This is a genomic window from Pseudomonas sp. W5-01, from assembly GCF_046540435.1.
GTDB classification, from domain to species: domain Bacteria; phylum Pseudomonadota; class Gammaproteobacteria; order Pseudomonadales; family Pseudomonadaceae; genus Aquipseudomonas; species Aquipseudomonas graminis_B.
Window position 1 is genome coordinate 1243514 of the sequence record NZ_JAXCIP010000001.1, and the last position, 11257, is coordinate 1254770.

An 11257-nucleotide genomic window follows, 5' to 3' on the forward strand; every position below is an offset into this window, starting at 1 on the left:
ACTCATGTCGACGAGCTCGTCGAGGGTTTACTGCAATATCGTTTCGACGAGCCTCGGCGCTTTCATCGGGGAGGCTATACCCAGCTCGGCAGAACAAATAGCCTGCCGCTGGGAAAGGATAAGGCAATTTCGGCCAAGATGAGTACCGAGCCTGAAGTTCAGCTCATCACAGCAGACTCTCCCCCTGTTCAGGATGACTAGTACAGATTGTCGACTTTTCGCTTTTCAAGGGTGTAGGTTTTCAGATCAATCTCGTTAGCTGAAAGCTTGGCGTCAAGACGATCCATGTCCCGGCGCTTCAAGCTGGCTACGTGAGCTTTTGATGCCTGATAGTTGATGGACTCAGCTGCGTCATAGCCACTGACAGGATCCCAGATAATGGACAACGGCCACAGCAACAGGTTGACAACACCGTAGCCGTAGGCGCGCCCGTAGAACGATCCACCGCCAGGCAGGAGGCCCAGCCCTGCGGCCAAGCCTGGACTTTTTTCTTGAACGTCAAGATGGTTGGCACGATAGCCAGCCAGTTCAGCTTCTTGTGTGCGATCCAAACCGGAGGCGCAGCCAGCAGTCAAAACTAACAAAGCGGCGGCTGACAAGTTGCGAAGAGCGTACATCTGAATTTCCTATATAAATAATGCTCAGCCAGAGCTGGAACTGAGCGCCGCGCATTGTACACACTTAAATCGCCCATAGATGGCCTAATGCTACATTTCTCTTACTGCTCATATAAGGTGCGATCCCCCCTGCCCGTCCGCGCATCGAAAAGGGGGTGTCCGGTAAGTACCAACTCTCTGTATGGGGTACATCGCCCTCTGAACCATTGCAAGCAGTCGGTGCAACAGGCTGGTCCCAGTTTCCAACTTGCTGGCGGTTCAGGTGCACTGCGCGGGCCATGAAGCAGAAGAGAAGCGGCCTGGCCCTGGCTGGCCATGACGATAAAGTTCTTGTGTCCCTCGCCGATAGGTACACATTCCCCCGTAAGCCATGGAGCATTGGATGTTTAATCCACGTGAGGCAGAAATAGACCATCTGTACAACCGGGTCGTCCTGCTAACTATCGCATGCTGTGTTTTATTAGCATTTGCCGCGATGGCGAGACATGAAGGTTTCACCTATGCAGCCCTTCAGTGGAATGGGGCCCAAGTGACCGGCACGGTGACGCAGCTGGAGGAAATCCCGAGAAACCGACTTGCTGACATCGTCCACTACCGTTACGTGGACCAAGATAACCGACCTCACGAAGGGCAATACCTGGACACTGGATGCGGCGAGAGGGAAAACTGCGGAGTAGACGAAGACATCACCCTGATCTATTCGCGTTGGTTTCCGGAGTACAGCGCCGTCGCAGCCAACGTCCGTAGCTTTCGGCCGGGTTTTTACATCATGAGCGGCGGCGTACTGATTTCGCTGCTCTTCTTCGGAATTTCCTTCTGGACGCTCGGTCGCATCAGCGCCATGAAGCGAGATCACGCACAGCACCTCCATACGAAATACTGAGCGTCAGCCTCGAATACTGAGCAATGATACCGGCGGTATTCGGGTACGCTGCGGTGGAACCGACTATTTCGAGCCGTAATTCTTGCACATGTCTTTGGCGACATACGCCCCCATTGGGGAGTGCATCAAGTTGTCAGCCATGCTGCTAACCTTGAATTTATAGGCAGGGTCAGATTTGATTTTTCTCACTTCCGCCTTGGTTGCCTCATCAATGGTGGAATCCGACGCCATGACGTTCTCAACATCGCTCTTCATGCCAGGATTCGCGTTATCGCAGACCTGTTCCATTGCAACCAGCACTACAAGGCCTTGCTGCTTTTCCTCTTCCGGACTCGCGAAAGAGTTGCCGGCATAGCCCAACAGAGCCAGACAAAGCGGCAGAGCAGACATTCTGATCGACACCATTCAAAAACTCCCTATTGATAGAAACTTCAGCCCGCACGTTAGCAGCCAAAGCGACTCGCACCTTATCGCGCACCAAACCCCATCACACGTCAAGCTATCCGCCACCGTCGGAAACAATCATCGGCTACCTACTCAGGCTTGGCGTCCGGTATCCACAATGAGCACGCTGATGCAGATTGTGCTATCAACCAGTCATGGTCCCGTTTTCCGAATGGCCGCGGCATCCCCGCAGATATCCGAAGCGCCATATTGTAGGAGCCCGACACCTCAGTGGGTGTAGGGGTCGCCTCACCCAACTTCGAATTGGTTCTAAGTCGTTTTATCGCGCCTTGAAGAGCCAGCGCTTGCTTGAACGTATCGGAGGTTTCTTCGATTATCGAAACGACGACGGACGCTGCGTTTGAGCAGCGATCCATTTTTGCCCATTGTTTCATCTGTGCTTCATCAGCCCATGCAGCGGCAGAGGCCGCGAGCAACATACAACCAATCCAGTAGCGCATAGCTCGAATCCTTTCAGTAAGCAGGCCGCTTACTACCTGAATCCAGCCCCTATCGCCACCGGCCCTTCGGAAGCAAATCGTCGAGGCCTCCGGGAAGATGCTGCCTGGTGAGCCTGAAACCTGCGCATCAGAAAATCATGGCCGGGGCTGCAAAAACGCCTCGCCGAGCATCGACTGAATTGCCAGTTCCGTGAGCTCAGAGATGGGACGTGTCTGCAACAATGAAGTCAGGATGAGCCCCGAAAATCTCCAGACATGAAAAAGCCCAACCTGAGAAGATTGGGCTAAGTCATTGAAAAATATGGTCGGGACGGAGTGATTCGAACACTCGACCCCTAGCACCCCATGCTGGGGACCATAGTCCAGCAAGACTTTGTTTAATAAGGAAATACCCACCTAACCGGCGTCGCAAAAGATGGCCCTTCTTGTGGATTTGCAAACGAAAACACGCGGCTTCCAGAGTAGGTTTTGCGCACTCGCGAGGAGTTCTGTATACCCTCTTCTCCCCTTTTCCAAAGCTCTGCCGTCCTTCAGCCTCGGTCACTGATTTGACGTTAAGAGGTGAGGTGGTGACCTATTTTCTGGCCGCTGTAACGTCATGTGTGAGAAGTTTTTTCGCCTAAGACCAAGGTCTCATCCCAGCTTTGCGAGCGGTCGGCTATGCTTCAGACAACAAGATCACACACTATAAAGGAGGGCAGGATGCCCCAAGTGAACGGACGAAGCCTGAATCAAATAACGAAACTTCAGGCGATGGTGGACTGGCATCTTGAGATGGCCGCTGAGTTGGAGCGCTCCGGCAAGTTCGATCAGGCACGCATCCATTTAATTCGAGCAAACCTATTGAAGCCTGCCGCGACGCCCCCGAGTTAACGTAACTGAAGCGTGGCTCGAGGCCCATGCGCCGTTATTAGCGTTCCGATACTTTTTAAAATCCCCCGAGCTACCGACGGCATGAACGCGGAGCGTGCGTTGAGTTTCGGAACTGATTTCGCCCACCAGCAGGAACATCCCCAAAGCCAGACCCGTGAAATCGACTATGCTCGCTAAGCCTATCTCTACCGAGCCAAGCAACTATGTGGGCGCATTGTCAACATACGCCCCTTTGTCAAAAACGAGATTAGTCGGGACTCCGAACGCGCTTCAGTCTCGAAAGCGATACCGGCGCATGCGACATAATTCTGAGAGCGTTGATCCCAGAAAACTAGGGCAATAATTCCGGGAATTTACTTACCCGGATCTACCCGCCTTGACCGTTTGATACGCAAAAAGATGGTACGAGATCCTTAGTCCCGCCGTTGCCTCACAGCGGGCTACATCCCCTTCCCGGCGTTCTGCCAACGATTACTAATCACTCTTCTGCCACATGGCCGTACGCTGCATCGGCGTGCAACAACATCTCCCGTAACTCCTCCTCATCAATGAGGCCTATCCGGTGTAATGCTACAGCGTGGCCTGACCAGTGGTTGCGGGCGATCTGTCGCCGCGCCGCGATATCGATCAGGTCATCCCGAATTTCAATTCCGCGCGCCTCCAGGCTCATGCTCAATTCCTCCCATGATCACGGATGCTGTGAGTAACCACGCCCCAGATATCGAAGTCGTCCCCTTCCATGATGAAGCGGTCGTGGTATTTCCGGTTCGCGGAGCGCAGCACCACGTGGCAACCCACAAAGGCGAGGTACTTGACCAGCGGTTGTTGGTTGACCACGCCGATGATGACCTGCCCGGCCTTGGCATCGATCCCCTTGTCGACTATCAGCAGATCACCACAAAAGATGCCAGCCCCCTCCATACTCTCGCCCTCAACCTTCACCAGGTAAGTGCCCGGCGCGCGGATGTTCAGGAGCTGGTCCAGTGAGATATCCAGGTGGTCTAGGGATATATAGTCATTCAAAGCGGCACCACCACGACTGGAAGTAGAACGCCTCTTCGATCTGCTCGATGCCGGAAATAATCAGGCCCTGGGTACCCATGCTCGTCACGCTGGCATCGATAAGCCTTGGCAAAGCATCCCGCGCGTGCCCGACGCAGTTCAAAATGAAGGCTTCTCGGGTAATGCGGCCGAGGGCGGAGCATTGAGACTCAACGATCTGCACGTCGCCTTTGAAGGGCGGGAGCTTGCTGAGCTGGTCTTTCGATATGGCGACGCCCATTTGGCGGCGCAGAGTAATAAGGACGTACATGGGAATGCTTCGCTTAGTGATACTGTATATGCGTACAGTTAACTAAGCGGGACGAATGCGGTCAACACTGTGTAAGCCAATTTGCGACAGGTGACCTCATTGCGGACGCTGCTCGATCTACGAGCCGATGAACCCTTACCTCAAGGAGCTTGTCCCAGAGCAGTTGGTCATCAATGGATATCACCCTTCGCCGATCGGGCGCTACAACGATCTGCGATGACTCATGTCGAGATAATCAATTCGACCGAAGGCGAATTGAACGTCTCTAGGCATCAGGTAAGGGGCCGCTAGCTGGCCGAGCGCTTTTTTTCGGTCGAAATGGAGATGGATGAAGGCGGGGGTTGCCCGGTCAATACTGCGAGGCGCTCTTCGAAAGCTCGAGTGTACGCCTCAGCCAATATATTGAACTGCTGCGGGGTGACGGCTTTCACCAGCCCGAGCCCTACGCCGAGACCAAGCGCGCGGCCATGAGCATGGCTCAGACCGGCGACGGTTTCCGCGTTCCAAATACGCTCGAGGCCAGACTCCAGCCCCCATTGGAGATCGTGGCCCAACCGCAACGCGCGTATAACGCGGAGCGGATCAGATGACGAATTAAGCAAGCGGTACGCCATACAGCTCTTCTCTGCCGGTTGAGTTCGAAGGCGCTCATACCGTCTCAGGATTACTGCCAGTCAACGTCCCCTAAATCAGCAGTTGACGAAAGTTCAAACTGTCCCAATCCCAAATTTGACAGATCCGCCAGAGAGTCAGGCGCGACCCGAGACTCAAACTCCGGCCCGGTCGCCAGCTGATCGCCGTTTCGCTCGATTTTAGGCCATACATCGAAGGACAAGCAATCCGGGGCTTGCTCTTGGAGCCTTGGGATAGCGAACCTAAACAACGGCGAGGGCGATGATATTAGTCACCGCCAAGCCCGCTGGAAAACCGAACTAGCTACGTAGCTCGGACCCGCCTAATCCTACTCCAAGAGCGCAAGCATTCATCAGCAGGACGTGCCGACTTTACAGCTGGAAAATCATGGAGCTGTTGGGAGCTGAGTTAAAGTCGGAATTGTGCCACCAACGTGTTGAACGAAATTGCCAGCCTCGACAGCTCCTGACTCGAAGCGCTCGTTTGATTGGCGCCTGCCGCCGTTTGAGTGGAAAGGTCCTGAATGTTTACGAGATTTCGGTCAACCTCGCGCGCTACTTGGGCTTGCTCCTCTGCCGCGCTGGCTATCACGAGGTTTCGTTCATTGATCTGGCTGACGCCCTGGTTAATCCTTTCCAAAGCCAAGCCGGCCTCAGTCGCCAGCTGCTGAGTACTTCTCACGAGATTTTGGCTTTTCCCCATAGCCTGCACTGCATCGTCGGCGCCGCTACGAACCCGGCTGATCATGGCTTCAATCTCGCCAGTCGAGGTCTGGGTGCGGTGTGCCAAGGCACGAACTTCATCGGCCACTACTGCGAAACCACGACCTTGCTCGCCCGCGCGCGCTGCCTCAATTGCCGCGTTGAGCGCGAGGAGGTTTGTCTGCTCAGCAATGCCCCGAATGACGTCCAGAACCTTTGTAATTTCGTGGATCTGTCCGGCCAGCGCTTCTACCCGCTGCGTCGAGTCAGTAATTTCCTCAGTCACCGTATTGATGGCCGTCACAGCCTGCTGCACCTGTTTCTGGCCTTTCGACGCGTCTTCAGCGGTTTGAGTGGAGATTTGAGATGTGCTGACAGCGTTACGTGCCACTTCTTCCACCGCAGCCGTCATTTCGTTAACTGCAGTGGCCGCTTGTTGAATTTCATCGTTTTGCCGAACCAGTCCACGAGTGCTGTCCTCTGTAACGGCAGTCAACTCTTCGGCTGCTGAAGCCAACTGGTTTGAGGCATCTGCAATTTGCTGCACGGTACCCTTGAGATTGCTCTGCATATTGGAAAGGGACTGAAGAAGTTGGCCCGTTTCATCGGTGCCTCGAACTTCTATGGCCTGTGTCAGATCGCCCTTAGCGACTCGCGCAGCCCCTTGCACCGATAGATGGATTGGTCTGGTTATCATGCCAGTGACAATAACTCCAAGCGCACCTGCGCAGACCATGGCGATGAGACAACCAATAATCAGAACCCAGGTCACTTGACTGCTGGTGCTCTGACCGGCCTGCATCACCTCCCCGGCTTGCCGAGTGTTAGCTTCGACCATAATCTTGATTTCGGATACGACTTTTAGGTAAGCGGGCGTCACGCTTAATGCGGCAATTTTTCTAGCCTGGTCAATATCGCCATTTTTCAGTGCAGCAAGGCCGGTATCAACCGCCGAGATGTATGCAGGCCAGTCGCGTTCAAAATCGTCGCCCGCTGCTTTTTCGTCGGCCTGCAAGGGTGTGGCGCGGTAGATTTGGAATGCGCTTTGAGCTTCGGACTGATTCTCATGATATGACTGGAGAACGGCATTGATATCATCGGCGCCAGCATTCGAAGCAGACAATACGATGGCTTTGAAGAAGTCACGGTTGGTGGCAATGGCGTTTCCTTTGATCGCATCAGTTTTTTGGATCGAGACCAGATTGTTGGTTACGGTATCTTCCAGCTGGCCATAGATAGTCGCGATGCCGGACTGGCCAAGCGCGGCCACGACAAGGGTGATCAACGCGCACAAACCAAATGCAATTAGCAGCTTGGACTTCAACTTCAGCTTTCTCAGCCAAGACATATAGAGTACTCATTCATAGGTCAAAAGGGATTAGAAATTCCGTTCTATGAGGAGCATAGCGGCTGACGGGCGCTGAACTTGAAATACCTTTCAACTTTACGCCCGATGGCTCGAGGTACAAAGAGTCGCCCCGAACTCGGCATAGCAGATTCAATCTGAGCAGATCTGCTTAAGTCAGTTTGCGTTGACCTCTTCGCCTAAGCCATAGAGAACGTAAAGCTACACACCAATCTGTCCCTGCCTCTCCGCCATTGCCGATGGCCGGGTATTCGATACCAGGAGGGGGTCAGGGCACATCGCAGAAGAAAATGTATCACCTAGACCCAGCATCCGCTTAGCCTTGGCGCTTCAGTCCCGCTTCGGCACTGCGGTCGCGTAATTGTGTGGGGCGCCGCGGTACGGTTCGGCACCATGCCGCCGACGCTCGGTCAGTAGCAATCCGCTCCAGCGAGCTTGGTGATATCCGAACCTGGCTTTTCCCGACCCCTTGTCTATTCTCAAAGGGGCTTCAGCAGTACGAGGCCTAGCCCGCCAGGCCCGCCTGCCTCCTCTGGCGGGCTCCTGCTGCCGGGATCTGTTCCGCGCATTCGACTCACCGGATAGAGTACAAACCCCCTACACCTTCCTGATTCCGAACTGGCCAGCTTTCACACGAACACCCTCCAGATTGACGCCGGTCGCCAGATACAACCCCATCCGGGCGGTCACCAGTGTCTCCGATTTGTCGACCGTGGCTCGCTGGGTCTCAAGAGCTCCCGCGAACACAGCTGGCAAGGTGAAAGGCTCCTGGTACTTGTCCATCGAGCGGTAGTAGATCGCCGTTGAGGCGCCGTTCACCGGCTTCGTGAAGATCAGTTCGGCCTCCCAGCCAAGTATCGCGCGCGATGTCCCGGCGATTTCAACTGCCGATACCATCTCGACCAGGTCACCAGCCAGCAAGCTGTCGAGCGTGACGTTGGCGTTCGGCTGCAGGTAAATATAGCCGCCTGCGGCTGTCATGCTGCCGTTCAGTTCAATGCATTGCACCTCGCCGTATTGGCCTTGCTCTTTGTACCAGCGAGTGGTGACGCCAGCCAGGCCAGAGCCGGCCGCCTTGTAGTTGTCCGCCAGCACCGAACCGGCCACCGCATTGACGCCGGCTGGCAGCGTACCGCCCACGCCGATCATCAGAGGGTTGGCGTTGAGACAGCCGAATGGGCGAATTGCCGAGTACAGATCGGCGGCATCCGTAGGCAATGGCACGCCGAAGAATTCGAAGTTGGCATTGATCACTGGCACGCACCGCGACTGGATGAAGTCTGCACCGATCAGGTTCGGGTGCAGACCCTCCACCGTCATGTCCTCGGTGAACCCATCCCAGACGTTGACCACCGGCACGAACTGACTGACATAATTCAACACCCAATCCTTGTAGGCGATCGCGTCCGTCAGCGCCTGGCCGGACAGCGCCTTGGTGCCGAATCGCGGCGTGCCGGTCCCGACGATCAGGTACTTGCCGGGCGTGTTCTGGAATGCGGTGATCGCCTTCATCACGTTGGCCTTGCTGTCAGCCAGCGTCATGCCTGGCGTCGTGCTGTCGTTGGTGCGCGATAGCAGCATCCACAAATCGGCAGTGGCAGAAGTCAGACAAGCCGGAAGCCGCGCCATAAACTGCCCAGTGTGGTCGCCAACCTTTCCCTGATTGTCCAAGTAGTTCGGGAACAGACCGGTCTTGGCCGCGATCGCGCCAGCGTAGCCGTAAGCTTCGGTGCTGTACGCTTTGGGGTCGACCGTGTGGCAGTTCGCGCTGAAACTGTCACCTAGCAAGCCCAAACCGCGACGGATGCGGCGGCGACGCACCGCAGTGCTGATGAGAAGACTCACGACGAGATCTCGAATACCGCGCCGCTAACTGGCGTAAAGCGTGTTTGCGAATACCCAAGATCGAGACGCCAGGCGCCGTCCTGCGCGAACACATCAGATACGACCCAGTCGGTTCCCACCTGCTTTTCCACCTTCACGCTTCCGCCGTTCGCTTTGACGGCAAGCGTTACCGGCGCCAGGCTCGCCGGGGCAATATATTGCTGAGACTGCATCTTCATCTCCTAATTTTGAATCAGCTGGGAGCACCCTGGGGTGCGGTGGAGTTACGGAACGTCGCGGAAGAAAAAATGGTTGCCCAGCTTCAGCGTCCGCTTCGCCTTGGCGGCCCAGTCCGGCGCCTTTGGCATGGTTATCGCGTAGTAGTGAGTCGCGCCGCCGGTGGGGTCCGGTACCTTGCTGTCGATTACCTGGTCAGCGGCAATCCGGCACTGCGCCAGCTCGCGGAACGGGATCGCGCACGCGCCGCTCAGGAACTGATAGTTTGGGTCGTTTCGGTTCCAGCAGCTGAACTGGTAGGGCTTCTGGCAAACGCCGGCATAACCTTCGCCCCACCAGGACCTGTCCTTGCCGTCGTCCACGCGATTGCGGATCGTCCAGGCCACAGCCACCATCCCGGCCAACCCCTCCCCGCGAGCTTCACCCCACAGCGTACGCGCGAGGACGTCGCGGTCTTTTTCAGTCACGGTCATTACTTTTCTCCAGCCGTAAAAAACCCCGAAACTGTCGGGGTGGTGGTATTTGAAGTAGCTCGGTATGGCGGCGTGGTCACGCCATGAATCTTGGACTACGCTAGCCAACCAAATTAAGGTGAGATTTCCAATGCGCGAATTTGATAGAAACAATGTACTTAGCAAAGCCATTAACATTGAAACTATGGTATCCATTTTGATAACGGTCTATTTCTTCCCAGATCGAAAAGCCATCAACATGGATTTCATGAGCAAGTTGTTCAACGACGAGGCAGCGAGCGCTAACTACAAGCGAAGTGTGTTCATGAAGTGTTATCCGGGCACGACGAGCGCTATGGATAACAAGATCAGACGAGTTTTCTCAATTCGGAACACCTTCGCTCACATAGGCGGTTTCTTTGTAGAACGTCCGGATAGCACTGTCGGACACCTAAATCCAAACCCACTAAAAAGTGACGTTGACTTGAGCAAACTAGAAGCCGAGCTTTTAGGAATTACCCCCGATATTGAGAATTATCTAACCCGACTACTGAGAGAGTCAGGACTTCCCTTAATCCCGTCAGAAGACGAAGTGGGCGAGAGCTAAATCACCCTCATTTAATCTGGTAGCTGAAGCTGATGCGTACCTGCACCGTGACCTTCACAGTGGACTTGAACTGAATCAGCACATTGTCGGCGGTTGCATCACTCCAGATCACACCCGTCATGAGCGGTTCCTGAACACCGACACAGAACCCAGCGGCGTCCGTCACAGCGGTGAAGTCCGAAGGGATCGGGATAGACAGCTGCAGCTGCGTCAACGTGGATTCCACCGCCGGCGTCAGGGTGATGCAGCCGGCTACCGTGACCATGTTTCCGACTCGGTTGTAGATCAACTGGTCTCGCGGCACTGCGGCAGTGAGGTTTTGCAGGTTGCTCATGACCGGCGTATAGAGCCCGCTTCCGTAGAAGGTTGCCCGCAGATTCTCCCCATCCAGAAGCGGCCCATAAATGAGTGTCGAGCCCAGCGACGAGAAGTGGTTCAGCCCGTTGCCGCCGTAAGGCAGCGAGGTTGTCGCGGTCGGGTTTGGCGCACCCCATGCTTGGATTGATGTCAGCTGCGGACGATACGCAGCTGGCTCGCCCAGATTGACATGGTTAACCCGCGTCCAGGGCCCGGTTTCCAAAGCGTAGTAGCGGGTCATTGGCAAGAACTCGCCGCCGTGCGCCAGCAACTTTATCGTCGTGCGCGTCGTGTCCTGCTGTCCGTCAACGCTAATAGCTAACCAAACGCCGGTTTTGATCACCTCCAGGTTGAACGAGGCAGCAGGAACCGGAATGGCCGTGTTGATCGTTTGATAGTTCACGCCCGCGCAGTAGCACTGGAAAACGAAGAAGCCGTTCGCGTCCTTGCGGATTTGGACGATATCCCCCGAGCTACCTGAGCCGCCGCC

At 55.4% G+C, this 11257-nt stretch carries 15 protein-coding genes; 3 read left to right on the forward strand and 12 right to left on the reverse strand.

Annotated elements, in window-relative coordinates; genetic code table 11:
• Positions 1-197: 197 nt before the first annotated feature.
• Positions 198-617, reverse strand: coding sequence for a hypothetical protein (locus tag SLW75_RS05370; RefSeq protein WP_065991538.1), 420 nt, complete (start codon positions 615-617; stop codon positions 198-200).
• Positions 618-999: 382 nt separating this feature from the next.
• On the opposite strand from SLW75_RS05370, the gene SLW75_RS05375 reads away from it, so the two are divergent.
• Positions 1000-1500, forward strand: a complete 501-nt coding sequence (locus SLW75_RS05375) for a hypothetical protein (protein WP_410933762.1) — start codon at positions 1000-1002, stop codon at positions 1498-1500.
• Between the two features lie 63 nt (positions 1501-1563).
• On the opposite strand, the gene SLW75_RS05380 is transcribed toward SLW75_RS05375, so the two are convergent.
• Positions 1564-1890, reverse strand: a complete 327-nt coding sequence (locus tag SLW75_RS05380; protein WP_410933763.1) for a hypothetical protein — start codon at positions 1888-1890, stop codon at positions 1564-1566.
• Positions 1891-2033: 143 nt separating this feature from the next.
• A complete protein-coding gene (locus tag SLW75_RS05385; protein ID WP_410933764.1) occupies positions 2034-2405 on the reverse strand; it encodes a hypothetical protein in 372 nt (123 codons plus the stop codon).
• Positions 2406-3107: 702 nt separating this feature from the next.
• Between SLW75_RS05385 and SLW75_RS05390 the strand changes: the two genes are divergently transcribed.
• Complete coding sequence (locus SLW75_RS05390; RefSeq protein ID WP_410933765.1) at positions 3108-3278, forward strand: hypothetical protein; 171 nt, start codon at positions 3108-3110, stop codon at positions 3276-3278.
• 478 nt (positions 3279-3756) lie between these two features.
• Here the strand turns inward: SLW75_RS05390 and SLW75_RS05395 are convergent, their stop codons facing one another.
• The 8 genes from SLW75_RS05395 to SLW75_RS05430 all read right to left on the reverse strand — a co-directional run bounded on the left by SLW75_RS05395 (position 3757) and on the right by SLW75_RS05430 (position 9824).
• On the reverse strand, positions 3757-3948 hold the full coding sequence (locus SLW75_RS05395) for a hypothetical protein (RefSeq protein WP_410933766.1): 192 nt from the start codon (positions 3946-3948) through the stop codon (positions 3757-3759).
• 2 nt (positions 3949-3950) lie between these two features.
• A complete protein-coding gene (locus SLW75_RS05400; protein WP_410933767.1) occupies positions 3951-4301 on the reverse strand; it encodes a LexA family protein in 351 nt (116 codons plus the stop codon).
• Positions 4294-4590: a hypothetical protein gene (locus tag SLW75_RS05405; RefSeq protein WP_410933768.1), complete on the reverse strand. Its 297-nt coding sequence runs from the start codon at positions 4588-4590 to the stop codon at positions 4294-4296. Before SLW75_RS05405 ends, SLW75_RS05400 begins: the two co-directional genes overlap by 8 nt.
• Before the next feature lie 287 nt (positions 4591-4877).
• On the reverse strand, positions 4878-5204 hold the full coding sequence (locus SLW75_RS05410) for a hypothetical protein (protein ID WP_410933769.1): 327 nt from the start codon (positions 5202-5204) through the stop codon (positions 4878-4880).
• A gap of 427 nt (positions 5205-5631) precedes the next feature.
• Positions 5632-7272: a methyl-accepting chemotaxis protein gene (locus SLW75_RS05415; RefSeq protein WP_410933770.1), complete on the reverse strand. Its 1641-nt coding sequence runs from the start codon at positions 7270-7272 to the stop codon at positions 5632-5634.
• A gap of 615 nt (positions 7273-7887) precedes the next feature.
• On the reverse strand, positions 7888-9135 hold the full coding sequence (locus SLW75_RS05420) for an SGNH/GDSL hydrolase family protein (RefSeq protein ID WP_192131233.1): 1248 nt from the start codon (positions 9133-9135) through the stop codon (positions 7888-7890).
• Positions 9132-9347 (reverse strand): hypothetical protein, encoded by a 216-nt coding sequence (locus tag SLW75_RS05425; protein WP_192131231.1) that lies wholly within the window; start codon positions 9345-9347, stop codon positions 9132-9134. Before SLW75_RS05425 ends, SLW75_RS05420 begins: the two co-directional genes overlap by 4 nt.
• 51 nt (positions 9348-9398) lie before the next feature.
• Positions 9399-9824: a cell wall hydrolase gene (locus tag SLW75_RS05430; protein WP_410933771.1), complete on the reverse strand. Its 426-nt coding sequence runs from the start codon at positions 9822-9824 to the stop codon at positions 9399-9401.
• Positions 9825-9954: 130 nt separating this feature from the next.
• Here SLW75_RS05430 and SLW75_RS05435 point away from each other — a divergent pair, with 130 nt between their 5' ends.
• A complete protein-coding gene (locus SLW75_RS05435; protein WP_410933772.1) occupies positions 9955-10410 on the forward strand; it encodes a hypothetical protein in 456 nt (151 codons plus the stop codon).
• Positions 10411-10417: 7 nt separating this feature from the next.
• Here SLW75_RS05435 and SLW75_RS05440 read toward each other — a convergent pair.
• A partial coding sequence (locus SLW75_RS05440) for a hypothetical protein (protein WP_410933773.1) occupies positions 10418-11257 on the reverse strand: 840 nt, incomplete at its 5' end.

Coding starts and splice junctions, on each gene's coding strand:
- SLW75_RS05385 (WP_410933764.1), bottom strand. CDS start 2,405: ATGCGCTACTGGATTGGTTGTATGTTGCTCGCGGCCTCTGCCGCTGCA.
- SLW75_RS05370 (WP_065991538.1), bottom strand. CDS start 617: ATGTACGCTCTTCGCAACTTGTCAGCCGCCGCTTTGTTAGTTTTGACT.
- SLW75_RS05435 (WP_410933772.1), top strand. CDS start 9,955: ATGCGCGAATTTGATAGAAACAATGTACTTAGCAAAGCCATTAACATT.
- SLW75_RS05410 (WP_410933769.1), bottom strand. CDS start 5,204: ATGGCGTACCGCTTGCTTAATTCGTCATCTGATCCGCTCCGCGTTATA.
- SLW75_RS05390 (WP_410933765.1), top strand. CDS start 3,108: ATGCCCCAAGTGAACGGACGAAGCCTGAATCAAATAACGAAACTTCAG.
- SLW75_RS05430 (WP_410933771.1), bottom strand. CDS start 9,824: ATGACCGTGACTGAAAAAGACCGCGACGTCCTCGCGCGTACGCTGTGG.
- SLW75_RS05380 (WP_410933763.1), bottom strand. CDS start 1,890: ATGTCTGCTCTGCCGCTTTGTCTGGCTCTGTTGGGCTATGCCGGCAAC.
- SLW75_RS05395 (WP_410933766.1), bottom strand. CDS start 3,948: ATGAGCCTGGAGGCGCGCGGAATTGAAATTCGGGATGACCTGATCGAT.
- SLW75_RS05415 (WP_410933770.1), bottom strand. CDS start 7,272: ATGTCTTGGCTGAGAAAGCTGAAGTTGAAGTCCAAGCTGCTAATTGCA.
- SLW75_RS05375 (WP_410933762.1), top strand. CDS start 1,000: ATGTTTAATCCACGTGAGGCAGAAATAGACCATCTGTACAACCGGGTC.
- SLW75_RS05425 (WP_192131231.1), bottom strand. CDS start 9,347: ATGCAGTCTCAGCAATATATTGCCCCGGCGAGCCTGGCGCCGGTAACG.
- SLW75_RS05405 (WP_410933768.1), bottom strand. CDS start 4,590: ATGTACGTCCTTATTACTCTGCGCCGCCAAATGGGCGTCGCCATATCG.